The organism is Microcystis wesenbergii NRERC-220 (assembly GCF_032027425.1).
Lineage (GTDB): Bacteria > Cyanobacteriota > Cyanobacteriia > Cyanobacteriales > Microcystaceae > Microcystis > Microcystis wesenbergii_A.
This window is the reverse complement of record NZ_JAVSJA010000001.1, coordinates 2,136,704-2,159,380: the sequence shown is the minus strand read 5'-3', so window position 1 is coordinate 2,159,380 and position 22,677 is coordinate 2,136,704. Positions and strand designations below refer to the sequence as shown.

The following is a 22,677-nucleotide window of genomic DNA, read 5'->3' as shown; positions in this document are numbered from 1 at the left end:
AGCCTTGAGTTCGCTAATCGATCAAACAACTTTGATAATATTCGATTTGTTGGCGAGTAAGGTCTTGGAATTGTGCTTTATCTTCAGAGTCTATTTGAGCCGCTTGATAATACCATGTCACGGTTTCCTTGAGGGTTTGCCGAAAATCCCAGACGGGTTGCCATTTTAGGGTATGGAAAGCCTTATCTGTGACTAGATTAAGCAATTTAGCCTCATGAACAGCATTCGGATCACTTTGATCGAGCCAAGTCCCCGGCCAAAGTTGTAAGATAGACTCAACTAACTCTTTAACTGGGCGATTAGAGGCTAGAGCCGGACCGAAATTAAACGCCCCATATAACCCCCGGCTGTCTTGCTGCCAATTAGCCGTCATCAACTGCTCATAAATAGACTCAGCTAACCGTAAATAGCCACCCAAAGGCTCTAAAACGTGCTGCCAAGGACGAGTCGCTAGAGGGTTCCGCACCGGAATCGCTTCGGACTTCATCAAGGCCCGCATTGCATCGGGTACAATCCGGTCTAGAGACCAATCTCCGCCTCCGATGACATTTCCTGCCCTGGCGCTGGCAATGCCGATGGGGGTTTGAGGGGTTTTAAAGAAGGAATTTCGCCAAGATGCGATCGCCAATTCCGCCCCCGCTTTGCTAGAACTATAGGGATCGTAACCCCCCAAGGGGTCATTTTCCCGATAACCATAGACCCATTCCCGATTCTCATAGCACTTATCGCTAGTAATAAACACGGCGGCACAGGGATGAGTCAGGCTTTTGAGGGCCTCTAAAACGTGAATAGTCCCCATCACATTTGTGTTCCACGTTTCCACCGACTCCAGATAAGAAAGCCGCACTAAAGGTTGTGCTGCTAAATGAAAGACTACATCCGGTTGCCATGAAGCGATTAAACGAGTCACTAACTCAGGCTCTCGAATATCTCCTATATGATGACTCAGGTTTTGAGCTAAGTCTAATTGCTCAAATAAGGCGGGGGTGGTATTGGGAGCTAAACTGAGGCCTTTTACCTCTGCCCCTAGATGGAGTAACCAAAACGCCAGCCAAGACCCCTTAAAGCCCGTATGACCAGTAATAAAGACCTTTTTGCCCGGCCAAAATGCTTTCTTTACCATATTTTCCATCTAGCTTGTCCAGTGTCATCAAGGTGATTGAGCATTTCCATTTCTCGATAAGTATCCATACACTGCCAAAACCCATCAGGCTCATCCCAGAAGGAGAGGGGAGCTACGATTGTTCACAAGTCAAATAGACTCGCTATACCGGGTTTTCAGTTAATTTCAACGGCTTTCTGCAAGTAATCGCCGAAAAGAGTCTTTGTGAAGGCTTAAACCCATCACCCTAACTCTTTGGGAGCTACTATACATGAACTTGACGGAGGATGTCAATTGGTTAAGGGGATTTGACAATTCATTTAGTTTTGCTATATATTAGCCTGTGGTTAAACTTTTATCCAGAAAATTTGCCAGACAATCTCTTATGGACTAAACTTTTTAGCCATTCAGGCATAGAGAGAAGTGAAATGTATAATAAATTGGCAAATAAGAGCAAATTGATAATTTCATCAATTGCCCAAGGATGTAAGAATGGACTCGCGTAAAAGGTTCCCACTATAGCGACTAAAGCCATACTGGAAGACAAGCTTAACTGATTTTCTTGCTTAATCCAATCCAAGATTTGAGGAAGGGCAAAGATTAGAAAAGTTAATTTGTAATCCATAACAAGGCCAATAACCAGATAATTTCCTAAATAAATGCCTGCTGCCAGACGGAAATAATCAATATATTGACTTTTATCTAAAGATTTGCCCGAATCTGTTGAGACAAAATCCGAACTAAGCCATTCTCGAAAAATTTTAAATTTCGACAATAAAACTCTGGTCAAGATTAACAGCGTCAATAAACTCATAATTATATACATCATATATCTGAGCGTCTTTTTAATATCAGTTTCGCCGCCAGTAGATAAAGAAAGATTTAATAGCAAAGTTTTGACTTTTAAAAAGAGGGATTGATGTCCAAAACGAAACCAAACACTCTCAACATCAAATGCTTGTGAGATAGTTTTCATCTCCCCTATACTAGCCAGAAAATAAGTAATAAAAGCAGTGGTAAAAATAGCCAACAAGAACAGAAATATATTTCTTTTTTCTTTAATAATTACTGCCAGACCGAAAATTGGAAATAGTTTAATAACTCCCCAAAAAAATATTAACAAATAGGCACACAACCTAAAAATTAATGCTCGGCTATTCTTAATTATCATTAGTCCGACACCAAGCCAAGAATAGATAACAATATCTACGTTGCCACGTTCGACTAAAAGCATTACCGGTGGTGAGCATAAAATTAGGGTGTAAACTACAGCTTCTTGATAATTTAATCTGCCAATGATCATTAAAGTGACAACATAAAAGATTAAAGCAAATAAAACTCCTAAAAATATAGTATCACGCTGCTCTAACCCCAGCCAAGTTAATAAAGACCAACTACTAGGATAAGCTATTTGATTGAAGCAGGAATTATTTGTTAGGGAAACTTCGCCAGTCAATCGATCACAATCAAAAGCACCTAATACGTATCCAAGATCCATAAAAGTGTTTTTAGCCGCTGGAACCCCCAGTTTCCTCCAAAACTTGTGATAGGGAACAAAAAAATTAGCTAGATACAATAACCCAAAATATCCTAAGAGTGCAGCAATTACCAAAAATCTGCCATCAATTTTTGATTGCTGTTTGAGCATTTTCCTAATCTGGAGATGTATTGAATTTACTATGTCCACTTTGTGCCTGCTGCTATTAAAGGATTGACTATCTGTCAATGACTTGAGTTCGGTATAAGACGCTCATTGCGCCGCTAAATGAAAGATTACATCCGGTCGCCATGAAGCGATTAAACGAGTCACTAACTCAGCCTCTCGAATATCCCCTAGATGGTGACTCAGATTCCGGGCTAAGTCTAACTGGTCAAATAAAGCGGGGGTGGTATTGGGAGCTAAACTGAGGCCTTTTACCTCTGCCCCCAAATGGAGTAACCAAAAAGCCCGCCAAGACCCCTTAAAGCCAGTATGACCAGTAATAAAGACCTTTTTGCCCGACCAAAATGCTTTTTTTACCATATTTTCCATCTAGCTTGTCCAGTGTCATCAAGGTGATTGAGTATTTCCATTTCTCGGTAAGTATCCATGCACTGCCAAAACCCATCAGGCTCATCCCAGAAGGAGAGGGGAGCTACGATTGTTCACAAGTCAAATAGACTCGCTATACCGGGTTTTCAGTTAATTTCAACGGCTTTCTGCCAGTAATCGCCGCCAAGAATTTTTGATAAGGCTTAAAGCCATCACCCTAACTCTTTGGGAGCTACTATACAGGAACTTGACCGAGGATGTCAATTGGTTAAGGGGATTTGACAATTCATCTAGTTTGGCTATATATTAGGCTGTGATTAAACTTTTATCCAGAAAATTTGCCAGACAATCTCTTATGGACTAAACTTTTTAGCCATTCAGGCATAGAGAGAACTGCCATGTATAATAAATTGACAACTAAGAGCCAATTGATAATTTCATCAATTGCCCAAGGATATAAGAATGGACTGGCGTAAAAGGTTACCACTATAGCGACTAAAGCCATACTGGAAGACAAGCTCAATTGATTTTCTTGCTTAATCCAATCCAAGATTTGAGGAAGGGCAAAGATTAGAAAAGTTAATTTGTAATCAATAACAAGGCCAATAACCAGAAAATTTCCTAAATAAATGCCTACTGCAAGACGGAAATAATCAATATATTGACTTTTATCTAAAGATTTGCTCGAATCTGCTGAGACAAAATCGGAACTGAGCCATTCTTTAAAAATCTTAAATTTCGACAATAAAACTCTGGTCAAGATTAACATGGTGAATAAACTGGCAATTATATAGATCATATATCTGAGCGTCTTTTTAATATCAGTATCGCCGCCAGTAAATAAAGAAAGATTTGATAGAAAAGATTTGACTTTAAAAAAGAGGGCTTTATAGCCAAAACGAAACCAAAGATGCCCAAAACCTCTGTCATCAAATGCTTGTGAGATAGTTTTCATCTCCTCTATACTAGCCAGAAAATAAGTAATAAAAGCAGCCGCAAAAATAGCCGCCAAGAACAGAAATATATTTCTTTTTTCTTTAATAATTACTGCCAGACCGAAAATTGGAAATAGTTTAATAACTCCCCAAAAAAATATTAACAAATAGGCACACAACCTAAAAATTAATGCTCGGCTATTCTTAATTATCATTAGTCCGACACCAAGCCAAGAATAGATAACAATATCTACGTTGCCACGTTCGACTAAAAGCATTACCGGTGGTGAGCATAAAATTAGGGCATAAACTATAGCTTCTTGATAATTTAATCTGCCAATGATCATTAAAGTTATCACATAAAAGATTAAAGCAAATAAAACTCCTAAAAATATAGTATCACGCTGCTCTAAACCCAGCCAAGTTAATAAAGACCAACTACTAGGATAAGATATTTGATTGAAGCAGGAATTATTTGTTAGGGAAACTTCGCCAGTCAATCGATCACAATCAAAAGCACCTAATACGGCTGCAAGATCGATAAAAGGGTTTTCAGCCGCTGGAACCCCCAGTTTCCTCCAAAACTTGTGATAGGGAACAAAAAAATTAGCTAGATACAATAACCCAAAATATCCTAAGAGTGCAGCAATTACCAAAAATCTGCCATCAATTTTTGATTGCTGTTTGAGCATTTTCCTAATCTGGAGATGTATTGAATTTACTATGTCCACTTTGTACCTCCTGCTATTAAAGGATTGACTATCTGTCAATGACTTGAGTTCGGTATAAGACGCTCATTGCGCCGCTAAATGAAAGATTACATCCGGTCGCCATGAAGCGATTAAACGAGTCACTAACTCAGCCTCTAGGCTAAGTCTAATTTAGGAGTTACGCACTGTACAAATTCACCATGATGTGTATGAACGAAAATCCGTCGTTTCAGACTTTTGGCGATTAACTTCTGATCGATAGCGATCGCTCAAAAGTCATCAAAAAATCACGTTAAAATGCCCGAAACCCATACCTCATATTTGGTCGATCCTGTCAATGCGTAAGTCCTATAATTGGTCAAATAAGGCGGGGGTGGTATTGGGAGCTAAACTGAGGCCTTTTACCTCTGCCCCCAAATGGAGTAACCAAAACCCCAGCCAAGACCCCTTAAAGCCCGTATGACCAGTGATAAAGACCTTTTTGCCAGGCTAAAATGCTTTCTTTACCATATTTTCCATCTAGCTTGTCCAGTGTCATCAAGGTGATTGAGTATTTCCATTTCTCGGTAAGTATCCATGCACTGCCAAAACCCATCAGGCTCATCCCAGAAGGAGAGGGGAGCTACGATTGTTCACAAGTCAAATAGACTCGCTATACCGGGTTTTCAGTTAATTTCAACGGCTTTCTGCAAGTAATCGCCGAAAAGAGTCTTTGTGAAGGCTTAAACCCATCACCCTAACTCTTTGGGAGCTACTATACATGAACTTGACGGAGGATGTCAATTGGTTAAGGGGATTTGACAATTCATTTAGTTTTGCTATATATTAGCCTGTGGTTAAACTTTTATCCAGAAAATTTGCCAGACAATCTCTTATGGACTAAACTTTTTAGCCATTCAGGCATAGAGAGAAGTGAAATGTATAATAAATTGGCAAATAAGAGCAAATTGATAATTTCATCAATTGCCCAAGGATGTAAGAATGGACTCGCGTAAAAGGTTCCCACTATAGCGACTAAAGCCATACTGGAAGACAAGCTTAACTGATTTTCTTGCTTAATCCAATCCAAGATTTGAGGAAGGGCAAAGATTAGAAAAGTTAATTTGTAATCCATAACAAGGCCAATAACCAGATAATTTCCTAAATAAATGCCTGCTGCCAGACGGAAATAATCAATATATTGACTTTTATCTAAAGATTTGCCCGAATCTGTTGAGACAAAATCCGAACTAAGCCATTCTCGAAAAATTTTAAATTTCGACAATAAAACTCTGGTCAAGATTAACAGCGTCAATAAACTCATAATTATATACATCATATATCTGAGCGTCTTTTTAATATCAGTTTCGCCGCCAGTAGATAAAGAAAGATTTAATAGCAAAGTTTTGACTTTTAAAAAGAGGGATTGATGTCCAAAACGAAACCAAACACTCTCAACATCAAATGCTTGTGAGATAGTTTTCATCTCCCCTATACTAGCCAGAAAATAAGTAATAAAAGCAGTGGTAAAAATAGCCAACAAGAACAGAAATATATTTCTTTTTTCTTTAATAATTACTGCCAGACCGAAAATTGGAAATAGTTTAATAACTCCCCAAAAAAATATTAACAAATAGGCACACAACCTAAAAATTAATGCTCGGCTATTCTTAATTATCATTAGTCCGACACCAAGCCAAGAATAGATAACAATATCTACGTTGCCACGTTCGACTAAAAGCATTACCGGTGGTGAGCATAAAATTAGGGTGTAAACTACAGCTTCTTGATAATTTAATCTGCCAATGATCATTAAAGTGACAACATAAAAGATTAAAGCAAATAAAACTCCTAAAAATATAGTATCACGCTGCTCTAACCCCAGCCAAGTTAATAAAGACCAACTACTAGGATAAGCTATTTGATTGAAGCAGGAATTATTTGTTAGGGAAACTTCGCCAGTCAATCGATCACAATCAAAAGCACCTAATACGTATCCAAGATCCATAAAAGTGTTTTTAGCCGCTGGAACCCCCAGTTTCCTCCAAAACTTGTGATAGGGAACAAAAAAATTAGCTAGATACAATAACCCAAAATATCCTAAGAGTGCAGCAATTACCAAAAATCTGCCATCAATTTTTGATTGCTGTTTGAGCATTTTCCTAATCTGGAGATGTATTGAATTTACTATGTCCACTTTGTGCCTGCTGCTATTAAAGGATTGACTATCTGTCAATGACTTGAGTTCGGTATAAGACGCTCATTGCGCCGCTAAATGAAAGATTACATCCGGTCGCCATGAAGCGATTAAACGAGTCACTAACTCAGCCTCTCGAATATCCCCTAGATGGTGACTCAGATTCCGGGCTAAGTCTAACTGGTCAAATAAAGCGGGGGTGGTATTGGGAGCTAAACTGAGGCCTTTTACCTCTGCCCCCAAATGGAGTAACCAAAAAGCCCGCCAAGACCCCTTAAAGCCAGTATGACCAGCAATAAAGACCTTTTTGCCCAGCTAAAATGTTTCCTTTACCATATTTTCCATCTAGCTTGTCCAGTGTCATAAAGGTGATTGAGTATTTCCATTTCTCGGTAAGTATCCATACACTGCCAAAACCCATCATGCCTATAGACGGCGAGTTCTCCTAAAGCGGCTAGGGTTCTTAGGGGTTGTGCTTCAAAAGTCGTCGTATCTCCCTCAATTAAATCCAAAACCTTGCGATTTAAGACAAAATAACCCCCATTAATCCATCCTTCAGCCGTTTGGGGCTTTTCTTGGAATTGAGTGACTAAATTACCCTCAATGATTAACTCGCCAAAGCGAGAAGAAGGACGAACCGCCGTCATCGTGGCTAATTTCCCATGGGAGTAATGGAAATCCAACAGATCCGCAATATTCACATCACAAACCCCATCCCCATAGGTGGCTAAAAAGATCTCGCTTCCGCTTCTCTCTATGTAAGGGGTGAGACGTTTAAGACGGCCTCCGGTCATGGTTTCCTGTCCTGTATCAATTAACCAAATACGCCAGTCTTCCTCCTCGTGTCCACTATCGAGTTTGGTCACTTTTTTATTGCCTAACTCTAAGAGGACATCACTTTGATTCCAATCATAGCTAAAGAAATAGTCCCGGATTATTTCCCCTTTATACCCTAGACAGAGCATAAAGTCAGTTAAGCCATAGTGGGCATAGGTTTTCATGATATGCCAAATAATTGGCCGATTTCCGATGGCAATCATCGGCTTAGGTCGAAATTCGGTTTCTTCCCGCAGTCGGGTTCCTTTGCCACCACACAAGATAGCCACGGGAAGGTTAGACTTATAGTCCTTAACTGTTAAACTGACCGATTGTATTACCATTAGATTATATAGTGAAAGGTTTTTAGAGTGACATCATCTTATCGAGGCAGTTTAACACGGGATTCCCGATTGTGTCCAATATCATCTTAGGTACGAGACAAGCATAAAAGCAAATATTCTTAATTGTCGTTTTAATAAATAAAAGTGATGGAAGGCGAGGGGGTTTCCCAGCTTTGCATAAAGGGAATTTATGGATTTGAAAACAAAGAATATTTGTTTTTATTAAAGCCATTGCCTAGAGTGAAAACAGAGACTCAAAAAGATCACTCAAGGAGATCAAAAACGATGAAACCGACGCTACTGACAGCCTTCTGTCTATTGCTAATCACAATTTTTTCTTGCTTCCACCCTGCCATCGCTAAGGCCGTTACCCCCACTGACAGCGCACCGGCAAAAATTACTCTGGTCGAGCCGGCTGCCGCCGCGGATAATCTGCAAAAACTACAGGAAACTAACGCCTGTGTCGGTTGTGACTTTAACGGAATTAGCCTCAAAGATTTAAACTTGTCCTCGGCCAATCTAGAAGGAGCAAACCTCAGCCAAGCGGATCTAGAAAGAACAAACTTACAGGGTGCTAACCTCAAAGGGACTAATCTCCAGGGAGCCGACCTCGGCAAAACTCTCCTAGCGGGAGCCGATTTAAGCGGGGCCAATCTCTTAGGTGCAGATTTAGAAAAAGCTAACCTGCAAGGAGCAAACTTAACCAACGCCAATCTGCAAAAAGCTGACTTAGAGAAGGCCAATCTCACTAATGCTCGGTTAGACGGTGCTAACCTGCAAGATGCGGACGGTGAAGGCGCGATCGGTGTCGATCCCAATCACTTTACCAAATTCTCCGTTAAAAGTTGATAGAGAAGCCTCGTTTCATCGAAAATTTGGGTCTGAAACCCCGTCGTTCTACGACGGCTTTACTGTTAAATATTAGAACATTTACGAAATATATGCTAGAATGTGAGACATGGAAAAAGCCTACTCGTTCCGATTTTACCCCACACCCGAACAAGAGTCGCTATTGCGGCGCACTTTGGGCTGTGTAAGATTGGTTGACAATAAGGCACTCCATCTCAGAACACAAGCTTGGTATGAAAGACAAGAAAGAGTAGGATATACTGAAACTTCTTCAATGTTGACCGAGTGGAAAAAGCAAGAAGAATTAGACTTTCTCAATGAAGTTAGCTGTGTACCTTTACAACAAGGCTTAAGACATTTACAAACAGCTTTTACTAATTTCTTTGCTGGTCGTACTAAGTATCCTAACTTTAAGAAAAAACATCAGGGAGGAAGTGCCGAATTTACCAAATCTGCTTTTAAGTTCAAAGACAAACAAATCTATTTAGCCAAATGCACAGAACCCTTACCTATTCGATGGTCAAGACAAATACCAGAAAGCTGTGAACCAAGCACAGTAACAGTCAGATTACATCCTTCTGGACGTTGGCATATTTCAATTAGATTTGATGACCCAACGATTAAGCCTCTACCAGTAACAGATAAAGCCATCGGAATTGACTTAGGAATTAGTAGCCTCGTGATTACCAGCGATGGCGATAAAGTATCTAATCCCAAGCATTTTAAAAAGCATTATCGGAGACTGCGAAAGGCCCAAAAAAATCTTTCTAAGAAGAAGAAAGGCTCAAAAAATCGGGAAAAAGCAAGAATCAAAGTAGCCAGAATTCACGCTCAAATCACCGATAGCAGAAAAGACCATTTACATAAGCTAACCACTCAATTAGTTCGTGAAAACCAAACGATTGTGGTTGAGAATTTAGCCGTCAAGAATATGGTCAAAAACCCGAAATTATCTCAGGCAATATCTGATGTAAGCTGGGGAGAAATTACCCGACAATTAGCCTATAAATGCCGTTGGTATGGGAGAAACTACATCGAAATAGATAGATGGTTTCCTAGCTCTAAAAGGTGTAGTAATTGCGGGTATATTGCTGAGAAAATGCCGTTAAATGTTCGAGAGTGGGACTGTCCAGACTGTGGGACTCACCATGACCGAGATATTAACGCCAGTAAAAATATTTTGGCCGCAGGGCTTGCGGTGTCAGTCTGTGGAGCGACTATAAGACCAGAACAGAGTAAATCTGTTAAGGCAGGTGCGAAAAATCCTTCGGGAAAGAAACAGAAACCGTTCGGCTGAGCTCACGGCCGAAGCCTAAATCGTGAGGTTTGGGAATCACCGTCCGTTCACGGCGGTGAGGATGTCAATTGCATCGTCTGTTAATCAACGCATATATGCGTTGATGGTGATTGCGATTACAGGGAAAATAGGCGAAAGTGTGACTAGACAAAGATTACGGGTAATTTCTGCTTAATGGCTATTTTAGTTCCTCACACCTTCACAGAAGGATCAATTAGATATCTTCTTGATTTGCCGGATGTGTACGACTCGGATAACAGTACCATAGCTTCTGCTGTCGGACTCACAAGACAAAACCCCTCAACTTTCGAGGCAGACGACGACGATGTTTGGCTGCCTGTCTCAGAAGGGCTAAAAGCAGGCAAACTAATCCGGGTGCGACTTTCCTATCGAGCCACAGTTAGCGGAAGGACTGTGACTAAAAGCGCGCGCATTATTTGCCCGACAAGTAAAGTAGATACTGCATTTTCGTCGTTAAAAGGCAAAAACTACAAAGGAAACAATATTACCGGTGCGGGAATTCCTCGTCGCCGTCGCCTAACCTAATTTAACTATTTTAAGGAAAAAACACAATGGCTACAGGATTCGGTCGCTTTAAAATTACCGTTGGGGAGCTAACAGGAACACCCTCAAGCATGAGCTTTTATTTTTTCGCTCCCAAGGAAAGCTACGAGGGATTACAAGAATCAGAAACCGGAGTTTCAAAAGTGACGAACACGAGCGCCGCAGACACCACCGACGAAACGGCTCCGGTTTGTACAGTAGAGGCACTACTGCGGTCTGGCTATGGGGTGAGAAAAACAATTGTTTATACAACGGGGGCAGGTACTACTTTAAGGAGAAAATATGCCCGGATGATTGTGGCTAAAAACAAAGCCGCTGATTTTGCGCCTAGCGGCAGCTTTAAAGGCGGCACGATTAAGGGCGTGGTCAATCCGACTAAAGCTGTTTTCTCATAATGATTAGCGAAGGGAATTGGCAGATTTTCTATAATGCCAACAATCAAAATGATCCCTTGAATATTCCTTTAAATTTTCCCATAGAGTCGATATTAGTTAAAGTGACTTTATCGACTCCACAAACAACATGGAGAAGGGCGGGATGGTTTAATCAGTATTGGGAAGATGGCGGCAATTTGTGGCTATTAAAAAGCGCTCAAATTCAATTAAACGGACATTTAATGACATTAAGTTTAACTAATACCAATTCTCTAAATACCGACTACAGATAAAGCCTCAAGAATATAAGCACGTCCTGTAATCGAAGCAATTACCTTCTGGGTCATAACTTTCAGTCTCTCGGTAATTAATTCTCTTAATTCATCTAAAGAAGCTGGTAATTTCCATCTCAATCCCTTCTTTAAGTATTGCCAAATCTGTTCAATTGGATTGGATTCAGGGCAATAGGGCGGTTGAAATATCAGTATAATGTTGTCGGGAATTTTTAACTTTTTCGCCTTATGAAATCGAGCATTATCTAACTGGATGATTAAAATATGGCATAGAACGAGTTAGTTAGGACAGATGCCTGAAGGCTTTACTCACAGCATCCACAAGGTTTTCACTATCATTGATAATCTGACTAACATAGTTTTTCAATCTAGCCCAGAACTTTTCAATTTTGTTGATATCTGGAGAATAGGCGGGTAAAAATAGCACTTCACATCCCGCTTTAGCTAACAATTTTTTGATTCTCTCTTTGGGATGAAAACTGGCGTTATCAATGATGATAATTTGACCGGGTAGTAGTTCGGGTAATAGCAATTGTTCTATCCACTCACACACCAACTCTGTATTACAGTACCCCTCAAACACCATTGGCGCGATCGTGGAACCACGCCACCAACCGCTGATCACACTAACTCTTTCGCTACAGTGACCTAACTTTAAAGCCTCAAATCTTTCTGATTTGTGACAATATCCATAAGGGCAGAAGTGTTGAACGTTGAGAAAAGTCAGAAAAAAAATGCTATTATAGATAGAATCTAGACAACTTATTCCCCTCACAATAGGGAGTTTGCCCTGATGACGAATTTTTCAAAACTCATAAAAGAGCTTCTCAAACCACTGCCTAAAAATGACTACCCCGCTTTAGATACTTTTACATTTTTGTCCTGTTGGATTGGTTTTGCTTTAGATAAAAGCATCGTCAGTATGAGGGACTTATGCAGTAGAATGGTACTTCAAGGAATTAATGTAAATTTATCCACATTTTCTAAGGCAAGCAAAATTAGAGAAACAAGTCCATTTGAGAAAGTCATTGTCGAATTAAATAAGCGTTTAGTTGCCAAAAAAGGAATAGAGAATGCGCGAGCTTTATTTCCTATTGACTCAACAATAATTAGCTTAACCAGTAAATTACTATGGTCCCAGGGATGGCATCAAGTAAAACTATTCTCTGGTCTTAATAGTATCACAACAGAGGTGGTCGGAATACTCATCCATTTTGGTCAAGGTCATGACTCAAAAGAAGGAGGAAAAACGATAGAAGCAATTCCTGTAAATGGAGTTGGAGCAATGGATAGAGGATTTGCGTCTAATCAAAGAATCACCGAATTATTAGAGAGTAGTGACAAGCATTTTGTCTTGAGAGTGAAAAATAATATTAGCCTAGAGATGCTCGAAAATGGCAAGTGTAAACTCGGAAAAGATAAAAGACAAATAGAAGTAAGAGTAGTCGCTTTTTGCGACCTAGAAAGTCAAACAGAATTTCGGCTGGCGACAGATTTACCTCTAGAAGGAGAAGGAGCAGTTAGTAATGAAGAAGTTGCCGAAATTTACATCCAAAGATGGCAAATAGAACTGCTGTGGAAATTTTTAAAAATGCATCTAAAGTTGGATAATCTAATCACTAAAAACGAGAACGGAATCCGCCTACATATCTATAGTTGCATTATCGCTTATCTGATTCTACAGCTAATAGATATTGAAGAAGGATTTGGGAAAAGCTTATTAGACAAACTGCGCTATTTACAGAGTTTCATGTGTCAACATATTAGCTATGTACACTGGTTCCGGAGGATTGTCTATTCAATTTAAAATTTGATGTTATAGGGGTATTATGCTTGTCAATGTAAAGTTTTATTACAGGATTCAACGTTTCTGCCATAAGGGTAATCGATGGTGTTAAGTAGTCGTGCAAAATTAATTTCCTAGTGAAGATAGGCAAGAGGCAAGAGTGCCTCTTGCAAGAGGTGTTTAGATATGTGTAATTAATTTTGCTTAGGTACTTATCTATTCCAGCTTCATCAATATAGACAAATCTTTCCGGGGCATAACCTCTGATTTTTTGGAGAAACTCTTTTCGGGCTTCTTCATCTCTTTCTCTGTAGCCATAAGTTTTTTTTTCTAGTAAATCCAATTCTTTTGAGGGCTTGACCAATTCTCATCCTACTGACTGGGTTAGCCCATTTTTGGGCCATTTTTTCTTGGGTCAAATGCCCATATTGTTCGGCCAACTTTTGAAAGGCTTCTAAATCGTCAATTTGGGGCTTCGGCCCTCGACGATAGTTAGTTTTAGCGGCCACCGTCCCAGTTTGTTTCTTCCGTTTCAGCCAGATGTCTAATGTATTACGACTAATATTGAGGGTGCGACAGACATGGCTTTTTTTCTCCCCTCGCTCTACGGCACTCACTGCTTTCTGTCTTAAATCATCACTATAGGGTGCTGCCATGAAAGCTTCTCCTCATTTCTTTTTCTCTATTATGTCCTAACTATCCCGCTCTTTGCTATACTATCGGCAAAATGTTCAGCAACTAACTCTAAAAATATCTGAAAACATTGACTGTTTAAATGAGTGAATTCGTAAAAAAAATGCTCTCCTGTCTTCGGCTCTACCACTCCATATATATAAGTTGCTTGAAATTTCCACTGCACCTTCCCATAAGGTTTTATCCCTTTTGCTGTGATTTTTCTGCCACTGATAGTCTTCAGTCCTATTCGAGTTTCATCTTCACATAAAAAGCGAATTTTTCCCTCTAATCCCATCATTATCATTGCCACCCAACTCAGCATTGCCAGGTTTTCTAAGAAGTTTTTTTAAAATACTCTAACCTTTCTTCTGACTGCTCTAGGCTTTTTGGTCTCGCTATTTTTGGTGACGCTTTTAGTCTATAATATACTAATTTATGAACGGTTTTATACTTTGCTTTTATCCCTATTTTTTTCTCTAACCATTCACAAATCTCGACCTGACTATCAAACCCTTGGTTTTCTTTTAATCTTTTTTCTAAGGCTTTTTCTGCCCATTGGGGAACTTTTCTTGGTCTTCCTGTACCCACTTTTTTCGACAATAATTTTTCTAATCCCCCTTGACGGTATTTTCCTACCCAATCTTGTACGGTGACTCTGTTTCTCCCGATCATTTCGGCGGCTTCTGTCACCGTTTTTGCCTTTTTTGTCTTTAATAAGTACAATACTTGTATTCTTTCTTTTCCTGAACCAGTTTTTTCTTGTCTGAGCAGTTCCTTGAGTTCTGCTTCGCTTTCTCTGATTTCTATCTTAGAAACTCCTGCCATATTTTTCCTTTAACTCTACTAAGATGATATTCTACACTATTTGTAGTCAGATTTTGGAGAATTGGTATAACAAATCTCTGTTAGTTTTTAATCCCGTTCCTTGGCTTGTTAATTGGAATATATCTTTATTTGCCCCTGTCCAGTCTATCGACAAAACAGACGAAAAGCTTGACGAGATTTTAGAGAGATTGCCAAACCCAACCAATTTAAATAATACTTTGCTGTTATGAGCTATCTTCCGTCAATAATTCCCGCGGGACAAGTTTCTTTAAGAGGCTATCAAGAAAATAATATTTTCCGTCACGCACAGGGAATAGAATCTTATCACCAGCTAGTTAATTACAACTTTCTAGAGGCTAATCGTGGGGTGGTGTGGGAGTTGCCGATTGACTTTGAATTAATGTCAATTTGGGTAAAAACCGTTACGCCAGCAACTACTACGGCTAAAATAGACCTTTCTGTTTCTAGCTTCATAGCGGGGGACAATTTTACAACTTTAATTAGTTTTAACTTGCAAGCTAGACAGGTAGATAGTTCTAATGTTTGGGCTACTTGGATTCCTCCTTTAACGATTCTTCCTAAAGGCCTAACGGTTAAAATGGAATCTAACGTTGCAACTGAAATTATATATTTAGCAGGTAGAGAGTGTTATTTGTCTCCTGCGATTTATCCTTCAATGATTGAGCCGCTTTAATGATTGGACTGCAAAAAATAGAGCCTGGCAAAAACACAGAATTAAGAGTTTTTAACTCTTTTATTCAGTGGCGAGTAGTTGGTGAAACAACTTGGAAAAATTTAGTTTCTCTTTCTGAGATTCAAGGTCCTTCAGGAGTAGCGGGTACATTTACTCAGTTATCTGATGCTCCTAACTCTTATTTTGGACAATCTAGGAGAGGAGTTAGAGTCAATCAATCGGCGAATGGGTTAGAGTTTTATTCTTTGTTAAGAGAAGATTCCTGGTTTTTTTCTATTGGAGCGTTAAATGAAAATTCGCCTTTTTTAGAAGGAAGCACTTTCCCTAAAACCTACACCTTACCAGCTTTACTTAGAGAAACAACAATTAATCGACTTAGTGGATTAATTAACAGTCAATCTAGTGGAACGGCTATTATTAGTATTCAGTTTGGATTAAATAGCTGGACAAATATTACAGGATTATCTACTCTTGCCTGTACCACTTCAGTTTTAGCTGACCAGTTAGCAAGTGTAAATAATGTTATCCCGGCAGGGCAACGCTTAAGAATTAGTTTTGCTTCTATCACGGGAACATTAAATTTATCGTTTAGATTAGATGTCACGGAGGCACTATGACAAATTCCTTAATCGCAATCCGTAAATTTATCACGGGAGAAGATGACTCTACTATCAAAGAAATCTATCAAATTGCGATGATTAATCAAGCGCAAATTTTAGCGCAATCAACCAGTACATTACCTCTTTTTAGTACTCTTCAGGAGTTGCAAGTGTTTATGATTAAAGGATTGTTGTCTGATGCTTTAAGATTTGATGCTATGGCAAAGATTAAGCTAACTGAGTTAGCAATGAATGAAGCTGTTATCGGCAATAATCCCCGAATTGATTTAGTGTTAGAGCCGAATCCTTCTAATCCCAATAGTTTACGGCTAAAATCTCCTAGTGAAGCGGAAATTATACAATCAGTTCAAGCACAATTTGCAGACGACGCATTAACTCTAGAATTATTAAGCAAGGGATTGATTCAACTTTCACTAACATTTAAATAATGGCTAAATTTTTCTTTATTAATTCAGGGATGGAGTTGTTTACTCCTAAGCTTTTAAATCCTACAATTTGGGTTAAAGCTAACGCTTCTAATACACTTAATCTAAGCGGATCAAACCTGACAGGAGTGAAAGATATAGCTAATGATTTAAGTTTTTCTGCCACTGGTGCGATTACAGTAAATACCACAGAATTAGGAGGTAAGTCGGTATTAAGTATTAATAATACTAGCTCTAGTCAATTTCTTTCTGCTCTTTTTAACTACGGAGGAAATGCACTTACTTTAGTTTCTCTTCACAGAAATAACTCTGATCCATCGGTTGTATCAAGAACTAGATTTGGTAGGCTGTGGTCCCTTGCTTCCTCGACGGAGCAAGATTTCAGTAATACGAGCGGTATCCTATTGGGATACGGAATTAATGGCACCAATGGGGTTTATATGTACAGAAATAATGCTATAGCGGGTCAAACTTCGCCGCTAATCAACAACCAGTGGGCTTCTGTTATTGCTACTAAAAACGGTTCTCAAACAAGAATAATTTTAAATGGAGGAACCCCCGTAAATGGAAATACTTCTACAGCAAGTTTTAATATTAATAGAATTAGAATTGGCAACGATATGACAACATCTGATTCTGGGATGAATGGGTTTATAGCCGAAAATCTCTTATGGACTAGAGAACTATCTAGCTCAGAGATTAATTTGTTAACTGGTTATTTGCATTGGGAATGGGAGATGCAGTCTCTTTTACCCAGTAATCACCCTTACGGCAACCGCCCGCCTTATGTGGGGGATGTTTAAAGGATTGTTTTTTGTTTTTAGTGGTTTTTTTTGTATGCCTAGAATGTCTCTTAAAAACAAAATAGCTTTAGTTTTTATTTCATCGGGATTAATTAGTGCGATTGCATTAAGTTTAGTCCTTCCAGAGGAAAAATTAATTCTTGCTTTGTCTGCTCCTAGCGCTTTAATTGGTGCGGGTTTAGGACAATGGTCATCAAACAAAGAGGACGAGTGACTAATGGCTTCTACTAAAATTAACTGGAATAATCGTCAGTCTAAGATCAGCAGATATTTTAGCGTCAGCGAAGTAACTCAGAATGACTCGCGGCGAACTCCCCCGGTCGGTAGCGATATAGAGCGCGAGATTTTCCGACTTGCGATCGAACTCGATAAAATCCGTGAGGAGTGGGGTTCTCCGGTGTTAGTTACCTCTTGGTATCGCCCGCCGGTGGTTAATCGCGCCGTGGGTGGGTCTTCCAATTCTCAGCATCTTTACGGCCGGGCGGTCGATATTCGCCCAGCTAATCCCTCGTCTTTAGCTAAGTTTCAAACGTGGCTTGATCAACATTGGTATGGAGCGCTCGGGTACGGGGCGCGCCGGGGTTTTGTTCACCTTGACACTCGCAACGGAAAGGGATGGAAAACCGGAGGGCAAAAAGGGCCAAGATGGAATTATTAGGGTCGTTGTCAGCCCCAAAAAATCGATCGCCATTAGAGCGATCGTTTTTTTGTTTGGGGTATCTGTTCTAAAAAAGTTGGCGTTGCTGAATAAGGTATGAATGCCGGCCGCGCAGGTTCCCGTGCAAAAGTTAGTTTGGGTCTAGGTTTGAAAAATCCCACAAAAGAAGATTCAGACCTCAAATCAGCAACGTCCTTACTTTTAAGCAAAAACGCGAGCATACCGAGGACGAACATAAACTTGCTCCCCGACTTGGAGGTGCAGTTGATCCAGTTGTTCTCGATTCAGATGGGCAATCAGGAGAGAGCGATCGGGTAGAATTAATTCCACATCGATGGCCCAACCCAGATGGATAATGCGCTCGACTTTTGCCGCAATGCTAGACCCATTGGGAAAAGAGAGAATTTCTAGGTCGTGGGGACGAATAAAAATCTTGACTCCGTTAGTACCCCCTCCGAGCTGCCCGAATAGTGCAGCCGAGGTCGGTGGTACAACATTCACCCGGCCGATAAAACTCATCACAAAAGCAGAGGCAGGATGATCGTACACCTGATCGGGAGTTCCCACCTGTTCGATTTTACCCTCATTAAAAATTACGATCTCGTCGGCCACTTCCATGGCTTCCTCCTGGTCGTGGGTGACAAAAACACTGGTGACATGAACCTCCTCGTGTAACTGTCGCAACCAAACTCGTAGCTCTTTTCTAACTTTGGCATCCAAGGCCCCAAAAGGCTCATCTAATAATAATACTTCCGGTTCCACCGCTAAAGCCCGGGCCAGGGCAACCCGTTGACGTTGACCCCCGGATAGTTGGGCCGGATAGCGATCGCCTAATCCCTGCAATTGAATTAAACTCAAGAGATTGTCCACTCGTTTTTGAATGTAGTCCGGGGCAGCTTTGCGAATCTTTAAACCGAAAGCGATATTCTGACGCACCATCAGATGTTTAAAAAGCGCATAATGCTGAAAAACAAAGCCAATATTCCTTTTTCTGACATTTAAATTGGTTGTGTCTTTGCCGTTGATGATAATTTTGCCTGTGTCGGGAGGTTCTAATCCTGCGATCGCTCTCAGGAGAGTGGTTTTTCCTGAACCGGACGGCCCCAGCAGTGCCACCAGACGATTCGATTTGATCTCTAGGTTGATGTTGTCTAAAGCAGTAAAGGTGCCGAATTTTTTCGATACTCGCTCGATGATGATGCTCACGGTAGCTAATCCTCTGGCAAAAAAATGTATAGGGTTTGACCGTATTTTAACCATGATTCAATCGCAATCGTATTAAAATACACTTACATTTTACAAGATAGCAAGAAAATTAAGTTTCGATTCGGGAGATTACTGGTTATAAACAGAGACTAAAAGATTAAACAGAGATAAAAGCTTACTATTACTGTTTTTTGCTCTTTTAGTCGGTTCTAAAGGCTTAATTAACTAATTTTGTCCCTTAACCACCAGAAACACACCGGAGAAAAGAGACAACTGAGGCAAAAATGGACTATTCTTTATTGACAATATTTAGCTTTTTTATCGGAATTGTCGTGGGATTAACGGGAATTGGCGGTTCATCCTTGATTACACCCCTATTGATCTTTGTATTTCAGGTTCCCGCTACCACCGCAGTGGGTTCCGATGTGGTAGCGGCCGGGTTGATGAAAGTGGTCGGCACCGTTCGTCACTGGCAACAGCAAACGATCGACTTAGAGGTGGTAAAATGGCTAGTAATTGGCAGTGTACCCGGTTCTCTGTTAGGATTAGTCGGTTTTCGCTATTTTCAGCAGAATAGCTCCCTCAATCTCGATCAATGGTTGCCTCCTATCATCGGCCTTGTCTTGATGATCGTGACTGTCCTAGCGGCCCTGGAACTACTAATCTCCTTATTTTTTCCCGATTTGTCCCCTTGGTCCTGGCCAAAATTAGATTTAACCACTCGCTCTGGTCAGATAAAAACAACGATATTAGGGGCAGTTTTAGGCTATTTGGTCGGTTTAACCAGTATTTCCAGTGGTTCCTTGTTTGCATTGGTCTTGATGACCTTTTTTCACCTTGATTCTCGCAAATTAGTCGGTACAGATCTATCGCAAGCGTCCATCCTCTTAACCTGTACTTCCATTGGTCATCTGGGATTAGGAACGGTAGATTGGAATCTGGTACTTCCCATCTGGTTGGGTGGAATACCGGGGGTAGTAGTGGGAGCAAGATTATCGGAATATTTCCCCAAAAATGCCCTAAAAATACTGCTTTATACTATTCTGGTCACGGTCAGTTGGCGCTTACTCCAACCAACCTAATCCCCAGAGTTCACTCGAAGGTCATCATACTACCCATCAACAGATCGGGACTGGTGGCGACAAAATAGATAATTCCCGCACCGAGAATAACGATCGCTAAACTAAATAGTAGCACCCATCGATCGGCTGGTTCGTAGGTATCTTCATCTATATCTCGTCTGACTGTAAAATAATGGGCTGTGGTCAAAAATACGGTCAATAAACCCACTAAAGCAAACATTAAGCCTAATTTCCAACCATAACCGGGCCTGGGAACCAGAGGAGGATGAAAGGCCCGTAAGCGCAGGATAACCATACCAAAACCCATTAATGCGATCGCCGTTCGCATCCAAGACAGATAGGTGCGTTCATTGGCCAGATGATCGCGGACTCGATTGGGATTGACTTTTTTCGGTTTAATGCTGGTCTTGCTTTCCGTCACTGGCGATTTGAGAAAAAATAACATGATCGAGATGGCTAGGGGGCGGTTTCAAGTTGACCGCTTGAAAAGATAAGATGATGTTATTCTATGGCACTTGAGTTATAGATGGTATTGAAAAAATCTAAAATCTCTTTTTAGATGTATTTGTATTGAATTAAAAATTAAATAGATTCTGCTTGCTGCTGGAGAAGCGCCCATCCATAGCTTAAGGATAAGGCCAAGAAAGCCAGGAGAAGACTTTCCTTGATCATAAACACACCCAAACCGATCAGCACACAGGGGACAAAGTGGCTGCCGTGACTGGTAATTAAATTAGCGATCGCCGGTAATTTAGTCAACTGATGAGCAGTAAAACACCAAACACCCACCAAGATCAGAAAAACGCTGACGATAGTGACTAAATTTGGCCAGGTATTACTAGCAAACAGCGGCAGATAAATGCCGATATTATCACTGCCATTGGCGATGGTAATTGCCGCCACAGCGCCGGTTTGAGGGGAAAACCAGGCCGCCAAAGGAGAAGACGGTGCTGATTCTACAGCCATCTCCACATTATTATCCGTCTCGGTTTCTTCTCGCTGCCAGAGACTCCTAATCCCGAAAATCACGGGTAACAGACCGAGAAAACGAATCCACTGAGCCGGAATCAAGAAACTCCCGAAAAAGCCGGTTAAACTCGCCAAAATCAGCAGTATAAAGCCTAAATACTGACCGATAACGATATGACGACGGCGAAAAAGTTTATTGACTTGGGCGAAAAGAATCGTCAAAATCAGGATGTCATCGAGATTAGTGGCAATAAACGCCGCTATTGCTGTGGATATGGCAGTAATCATGGTAGTCATAGGATTTTTTTCTTAATCGGCTCTTCTGGTCTCGATCGCCCTACCTCCACTCTAGAAAGAGCCATTAATAAAATCAAATATTCTTTCTTGTTGATTTAATAAATTAAAATGATGGAAAGACCAATAGAGACAAAAAACCCCTTGCCATGGCCAGAATGACCCTAGATCAACTGGAAATCTTTCTCGCGACTGCCGAACATCTCCACTTCACCAAAGCAGCAGAAGCTTTATATATCACCCAACCGGCCGTCAGTGCCGCCATTGCCTCCCTAGAAAATGAATACGGGGTGAAATTATTCCACCGCGTCGGTCGTCACATCGAGATCACGGAAACAGGACGTTTACTGCAATTAGAAGCGCAACGCATTCTCACCCAGGTAACTTTGACAGAAAGGGGATTGGCGGAATTCAACGACTTGCAACGGGGAGAACTACAATTAGGGTCGAGTTTGACTATTGGTAACTATTGGCTGCCGGCAAAAATTAGCGATTTTCAGGAGCGCTATCCAGCAATTAAGATCAATTGCACCCTAGCTAATACGGAAGAAATCTGTCTGGGTACGGCTAACGGACGTTTTGACCTAGCATTAATCGAGGGAGAAGTCAAGAGTGATTTAACACATTGTTTAGAACAGGAGAGCGTCGGCAGCGATCGCTTATTAATTATTGTCGGACGTTCTCATCCCTGGTATAAAAGAGAAGCGATCGAATTGCCGGAATTAGTGGAAACCCCTTGGGTAATGCGAGAATCGGGATCGGGAACTCAACAAAGATTCGAGGAAGCGCTACGGAATTGGGGCATCGATTTACGGACATTAAAGGTGACTTTGCTGTTAAATACGGGAGAAATGGTGAAGGCAATCATCGAGAATAGTTCGGCAGCTGCCGGGATTTCCGAATTGATGGTTCAAAAGGAATTAGAATTAGGCACATTGCGATCGATTCGAGTCATCGATACTTCCGGTTTATCCCCTCGCTATCTCGAATTTACGCGCCCTTTTTTAAAAATAAAACACCGTCAGCGCTTTCAACCCCGCGTCTGTCAAGTTTTCGAGCAGATGTTGTAATCTGATAGAAGTCACCAAAAATTAAACCGAGAGAAAATAAAGCTATGTCAGGGAAATTATCTTTGGCAAAAAAGAGAG

Annotated in this window: 29 protein-coding genes and 1 pseudogene; 14 read left to right on the top strand and 16 right to left on the bottom strand. The window is 40.6% G+C overall.

Annotated elements, in window-relative coordinates; translation table 11 throughout:
* Positions 1-13: 13 nt before the first annotated feature.
* From rfbG to rfbF, 8 genes and pseudogenes are all read right to left on the bottom strand, one after another.
* Positions 14-1,132: a CDP-glucose 4,6-dehydratase gene (gene rfbG / locus RAM70_RS10605; RefSeq protein ID WP_312673649.1), complete on the bottom strand. Its 1,119-nt coding sequence runs from the start codon at positions 1,130-1,132 to the stop codon at positions 14-16.
* Between the two features lie 325 nt (positions 1,133-1,457).
* Positions 1,458-2,750: a hypothetical protein gene (locus RAM70_RS10600; protein ID WP_045358463.1), complete on the bottom strand. Its 1,293-nt coding sequence runs from the start codon at positions 2,748-2,750 to the stop codon at positions 1,458-1,460.
* 102 nt (positions 2,751-2,852) lie between these two features.
* A complete protein-coding gene (locus RAM70_RS10595) occupies positions 2,853-3,134 on the bottom strand; it encodes a GDP-mannose 4,6-dehydratase (protein ID WP_312673647.1) in 282 nt (93 codons plus the stop codon).
* 325 nt (positions 3,135-3,459) lie between these two features.
* On the bottom strand, positions 3,460-4,761 hold the full coding sequence (locus tag RAM70_RS10590) for a hypothetical protein (RefSeq protein ID WP_312673645.1): 1,302 nt from the start codon (positions 4,759-4,761) through the stop codon (positions 3,460-3,462).
* Between the two features lie 369 nt (positions 4,762-5,130).
* Positions 5,131-5,250, bottom strand: a pseudogene (locus RAM70_RS10585) (CDP-glucose 4,6-dehydratase); the annotation flags it as partial.
* 373 nt (positions 5,251-5,623) lie between these two features.
* Entirely contained in the window at positions 5,624-6,916 is a 1,293-nt protein-coding gene (locus RAM70_RS10580) for a hypothetical protein (RefSeq protein WP_045358463.1), read from the bottom strand.
* A gap of 102 nt (positions 6,917-7,018) precedes the next feature.
* Positions 7,019-7,252 (bottom strand): GDP-mannose 4,6-dehydratase, encoded by a 234-nt coding sequence (locus RAM70_RS10575; RefSeq protein ID WP_274518330.1) that lies wholly within the window; start codon positions 7,250-7,252, stop codon positions 7,019-7,021.
* A 32-nt stretch (positions 7,253-7,284) separates the two neighbouring features.
* On the bottom strand, positions 7,285-8,115 hold the full coding sequence (rfbF, locus tag RAM70_RS10570; protein WP_045358465.1) for a glucose-1-phosphate cytidylyltransferase: 831 nt from the start codon (positions 8,113-8,115) through the stop codon (positions 7,285-7,287).
* Between the two features lie 285 nt (positions 8,116-8,400).
* Here rfbF and RAM70_RS10565 point away from each other — a divergent pair, with 285 nt between their 5' ends.
* From RAM70_RS10565 to RAM70_RS10545, 5 genes are all read left to right on the top strand, one after another.
* Positions 8,401-8,964, top strand: coding sequence for a pentapeptide repeat-containing protein (locus tag RAM70_RS10565; protein ID WP_312673643.1), 564 nt, complete (start codon positions 8,401-8,403; stop codon positions 8,962-8,964).
* 109 nt (positions 8,965-9,073) lie between these two features.
* Complete coding sequence (locus RAM70_RS10560) at positions 9,074-10,261, top strand: RNA-guided endonuclease InsQ/TnpB family protein (protein WP_312673641.1); 1,188 nt, start codon at positions 9,074-9,076, stop codon at positions 10,259-10,261.
* Positions 10,262-10,675: 414 nt separating this feature from the next.
* Positions 10,676-10,807, top strand: a complete 132-nt coding sequence (locus tag RAM70_RS10555) for a hypothetical protein (RefSeq protein WP_312673639.1) — start codon at positions 10,676-10,678, stop codon at positions 10,805-10,807.
* Between the two features lie 26 nt (positions 10,808-10,833).
* The gene (locus RAM70_RS10550) at positions 10,834-11,220 is read left to right on the top strand and encodes a hypothetical protein (protein ID WP_312673637.1); all 387 of its coding nucleotides are present in this window, start codon (positions 10,834-10,836) and stop codon (positions 11,218-11,220) included.
* On the top strand, positions 11,220-11,492 hold the full coding sequence (locus RAM70_RS10545; RefSeq protein ID WP_312673635.1) for a hypothetical protein: 273 nt from the start codon (positions 11,220-11,222) through the stop codon (positions 11,490-11,492). The genes RAM70_RS10550 and RAM70_RS10545 overlap by 1 nt, the downstream gene beginning before the upstream one ends.
* Here the strand turns inward: RAM70_RS10545 and RAM70_RS10540 are convergent.
* Together RAM70_RS10540 and RAM70_RS22955 are read right to left on the bottom strand one after the other, a co-directional pair.
* The gene (locus RAM70_RS10540; RefSeq protein ID WP_312675889.1) at positions 11,472-11,747 is read right to left on the bottom strand and encodes a transposase; all 276 of its coding nucleotides are present in this window, start codon (positions 11,745-11,747) and stop codon (positions 11,472-11,474) included. The two genes, RAM70_RS10545 and RAM70_RS10540, sit on opposite strands and share 21 nt — an antisense overlap.
* Positions 11,748-11,775: 28 nt before the next feature.
* A complete protein-coding gene (locus RAM70_RS22955; RefSeq protein WP_312672115.1) occupies positions 11,776-12,267 on the bottom strand; it encodes a transposase in 492 nt (163 codons plus the stop codon).
* A gap of 15 nt (positions 12,268-12,282) precedes the next feature.
* On the opposite strand from RAM70_RS22955, the gene RAM70_RS10525 reads away from it, so the two are divergent.
* Complete coding sequence (locus RAM70_RS10525) at positions 12,283-13,299, top strand: IS4 family transposase (protein WP_312675755.1); 1,017 nt, start codon at positions 12,283-12,285, stop codon at positions 13,297-13,299.
* Between the two features lie 275 nt (positions 13,300-13,574).
* On the opposite strand, the gene RAM70_RS10520 is transcribed toward RAM70_RS10525, so the two are convergent.
* The 3 genes from RAM70_RS10520 to RAM70_RS10510 are packed head-to-tail and all read right to left on the bottom strand — an operon-like array spanning position 13,575 to position 14,778.
* Positions 13,575-13,934: an IS630 transposase-related protein gene (locus RAM70_RS10520; RefSeq protein WP_312672113.1), complete on the bottom strand. Its 360-nt coding sequence runs from the start codon at positions 13,932-13,934 to the stop codon at positions 13,575-13,577.
* Positions 13,935-13,963: 29 nt separating this feature from the next.
* A complete protein-coding gene (locus tag RAM70_RS10515; RefSeq protein WP_312673633.1) occupies positions 13,964-14,275 on the bottom strand; it encodes a hypothetical protein in 312 nt (103 codons plus the stop codon).
* A gap of 11 nt (positions 14,276-14,286) precedes the next feature.
* Positions 14,287-14,778, bottom strand: coding sequence for a helix-turn-helix domain-containing protein (locus RAM70_RS10510; protein WP_045359021.1), 492 nt, complete (start codon positions 14,776-14,778; stop codon positions 14,287-14,289).
* A gap of 226 nt (positions 14,779-15,004) precedes the next feature.
* On the opposite strand from RAM70_RS10510, the gene RAM70_RS10505 reads away from it, so the two are divergent.
* The 6 genes from RAM70_RS10505 to RAM70_RS10480 are packed head-to-tail and all read left to right on the top strand — an operon-like array spanning position 15,005 to position 17,978.
* Positions 15,005-15,472 carry a hypothetical protein gene (locus RAM70_RS10505; RefSeq protein WP_190381714.1) on the top strand — a complete coding sequence of 156 codons (468 nt, stop codon included), beginning with the start codon at positions 15,005-15,007 and terminating at the stop codon, positions 15,470-15,472.
* Positions 15,472-16,089, top strand: coding sequence for a hypothetical protein (locus RAM70_RS10500; protein ID WP_312673631.1), 618 nt, complete (start codon positions 15,472-15,474; stop codon positions 16,087-16,089). Before RAM70_RS10505 ends, RAM70_RS10500 begins: the two co-directional genes overlap by 1 nt.
* On the top strand, positions 16,086-16,520 hold the full coding sequence (locus RAM70_RS10495) for a hypothetical protein (RefSeq protein WP_312673630.1): 435 nt from the start codon (positions 16,086-16,088) through the stop codon (positions 16,518-16,520). Before RAM70_RS10500 ends, RAM70_RS10495 begins: the two co-directional genes overlap by 4 nt.
* Entirely contained in the window at positions 16,520-17,320 is an 801-nt protein-coding gene (locus tag RAM70_RS10490; RefSeq protein ID WP_312673629.1) for a LamG-like jellyroll fold domain-containing protein, read from the top strand. Before RAM70_RS10495 ends, RAM70_RS10490 begins: the two co-directional genes overlap by 1 nt.
* A gap of 43 nt (positions 17,321-17,363) precedes the next feature.
* Complete coding sequence (locus RAM70_RS10485; protein ID WP_190381252.1) at positions 17,364-17,534, top strand: hypothetical protein; 171 nt, start codon at positions 17,364-17,366, stop codon at positions 17,532-17,534.
* A 3-nt stretch (positions 17,535-17,537) separates the two neighbouring features.
* Positions 17,538-17,978 (top strand): D-Ala-D-Ala carboxypeptidase family metallohydrolase, encoded by a 441-nt coding sequence (locus RAM70_RS10480; RefSeq protein WP_312673628.1) that lies wholly within the window; start codon positions 17,538-17,540, stop codon positions 17,976-17,978.
* A 201-nt stretch (positions 17,979-18,179) separates the two neighbouring features.
* Here RAM70_RS10480 and RAM70_RS10475 read toward each other — a convergent pair whose 3' ends face one another.
* A complete protein-coding gene (locus RAM70_RS10475; protein WP_312675887.1) occupies positions 18,180-19,184 on the bottom strand; it encodes a sulfate/molybdate ABC transporter ATP-binding protein in 1,005 nt (334 codons plus the stop codon).
* Positions 19,185-19,468: 284 nt separating this feature from the next.
* Here RAM70_RS10475 and RAM70_RS10470 point away from each other — a divergent pair, with 284 nt between their 5' ends.
* A complete protein-coding gene (locus RAM70_RS10470; RefSeq protein ID WP_312673626.1) occupies positions 19,469-20,266 on the top strand; it encodes a sulfite exporter TauE/SafE family protein in 798 nt (265 codons plus the stop codon).
* 10 nt (positions 20,267-20,276) lie between these two features.
* Here the strand turns inward: RAM70_RS10470 and RAM70_RS10465 are convergent, their stop codons facing one another.
* Both RAM70_RS10465 and RAM70_RS10460 read right to left on the bottom strand, forming a co-directional pair.
* The gene (locus tag RAM70_RS10465; protein WP_002762666.1) at positions 20,277-20,711 is read right to left on the bottom strand and encodes a YidH family protein; all 435 of its coding nucleotides are present in this window, start codon (positions 20,709-20,711) and stop codon (positions 20,277-20,279) included.
* A 137-nt stretch (positions 20,712-20,848) separates the two neighbouring features.
* Positions 20,849-21,532 (bottom strand): cadmium resistance transporter, encoded by a 684-nt coding sequence (locus tag RAM70_RS10460; RefSeq protein ID WP_045358469.1) that lies wholly within the window; start codon positions 21,530-21,532, stop codon positions 20,849-20,851.
* 146 nt (positions 21,533-21,678) lie between these two features.
* Between RAM70_RS10460 and RAM70_RS10455 the strand changes: the two genes are divergently transcribed.
* Positions 21,679-22,599, top strand: a complete 921-nt coding sequence (locus RAM70_RS10455) for a LysR substrate-binding domain-containing protein (RefSeq protein ID WP_287999989.1) — start codon at positions 21,679-21,681, stop codon at positions 22,597-22,599.
* Positions 22,600-22,677: the final 78 nt, after the last annotated feature.

What these genes read in the sequence shown, in the direction of transcription:
- RAM70_RS10520 (WP_312672113.1), bottom strand. Translation starts at nt 13,934, where the DNA reads ATGGCAGCACCCTATAGTGATGATTTAAGACAGAAAGCAGTGAGTGCC.
- RAM70_RS10470 (WP_312673626.1), top strand. Translation starts at nt 19,469, where the DNA reads ATGGACTATTCTTTATTGACAATATTTAGCTTTTTTATCGGAATTGTC.
- RAM70_RS10565 (WP_312673643.1), top strand. Translation starts at nt 8,401, where the DNA reads ATGAAACCGACGCTACTGACAGCCTTCTGTCTATTGCTAATCACAATT.
- RAM70_RS10515 (WP_312673633.1), bottom strand. Translation starts at nt 14,275, where the DNA reads ATGCTGAGTTGGGTGGCAATGATAATGATGGGATTAGAGGGAAAAATT.
- RAM70_RS10500 (WP_312673631.1), top strand. Translation starts at nt 15,472, where the DNA reads ATGATTGGACTGCAAAAAATAGAGCCTGGCAAAAACACAGAATTAAGA.
- RAM70_RS10480 (WP_312673628.1), top strand. Translation starts at nt 17,538, where the DNA reads ATGGCTTCTACTAAAATTAACTGGAATAATCGTCAGTCTAAGATCAGC.
- RAM70_RS10580 (WP_045358463.1), bottom strand. Translation starts at nt 6,916, where the DNA reads ATGCTCAAACAGCAATCAAAAATTGATGGCAGATTTTTGGTAATTGCT.
- RAM70_RS10595 (WP_312673647.1), bottom strand. Translation starts at nt 3,134, where the DNA reads ATGGAAAATATGGTAAAAAAAGCATTTTGGTCGGGCAAAAAGGTCTTT.
- RAM70_RS10545 (WP_312673635.1), top strand. Translation starts at nt 11,220, where the DNA reads ATGATTAGCGAAGGGAATTGGCAGATTTTCTATAATGCCAACAATCAA.
- RAM70_RS10510 (WP_045359021.1), bottom strand. Translation starts at nt 14,778, where the DNA reads ATGGCAGGAGTTTCTAAGATAGAAATCAGAGAAAGCGAAGCAGAACTC.
- RAM70_RS10455 (WP_287999989.1), top strand. Translation starts at nt 21,679, where the DNA reads ATGGCCAGAATGACCCTAGATCAACTGGAAATCTTTCTCGCGACTGCC.
- RAM70_RS10550 (WP_312673637.1), top strand. Translation starts at nt 10,834, where the DNA reads ATGGCTACAGGATTCGGTCGCTTTAAAATTACCGTTGGGGAGCTAACA.
- RAM70_RS10590 (WP_312673645.1), bottom strand. Translation starts at nt 4,761, where the DNA reads ATGCTCAAACAGCAATCAAAAATTGATGGCAGATTTTTGGTAATTGCT.
- RAM70_RS10460 (WP_045358469.1), bottom strand. Translation starts at nt 21,532, where the DNA reads ATGACTACCATGATTACTGCCATATCCACAGCAATAGCGGCGTTTATT.
- RAM70_RS10465 (WP_002762666.1), bottom strand. Translation starts at nt 20,711, where the DNA reads ATGTTATTTTTTCTCAAATCGCCAGTGACGGAAAGCAAGACCAGCATT.
- RAM70_RS10485 (WP_190381252.1), top strand. Translation starts at nt 17,364, where the DNA reads ATGTCTCTTAAAAACAAAATAGCTTTAGTTTTTATTTCATCGGGATTA.
- RAM70_RS10505 (WP_190381714.1), top strand. Translation starts at nt 15,005, where the DNA reads ATGAGCTATCTTCCGTCAATAATTCCCGCGGGACAAGTTTCTTTAAGA.
- rfbF (WP_045358465.1), bottom strand. Translation starts at nt 8,115, where the DNA reads ATGGTAATACAATCGGTCAGTTTAACAGTTAAGGACTATAAGTCTAAC.
- rfbG (WP_312673649.1), bottom strand. Translation starts at nt 1,132, where the DNA reads ATGGAAAATATGGTAAAGAAAGCATTTTGGCCGGGCAAAAAGGTCTTT.
- RAM70_RS10490 (WP_312673629.1), top strand. Translation starts at nt 16,520, where the DNA reads ATGGCTAAATTTTTCTTTATTAATTCAGGGATGGAGTTGTTTACTCCT.
- RAM70_RS10495 (WP_312673630.1), top strand. Translation starts at nt 16,086, where the DNA reads ATGACAAATTCCTTAATCGCAATCCGTAAATTTATCACGGGAGAAGAT.
- RAM70_RS10560 (WP_312673641.1), top strand. Translation starts at nt 9,074, where the DNA reads ATGGAAAAAGCCTACTCGTTCCGATTTTACCCCACACCCGAACAAGAG.
- RAM70_RS10600 (WP_045358463.1), bottom strand. Translation starts at nt 2,750, where the DNA reads ATGCTCAAACAGCAATCAAAAATTGATGGCAGATTTTTGGTAATTGCT.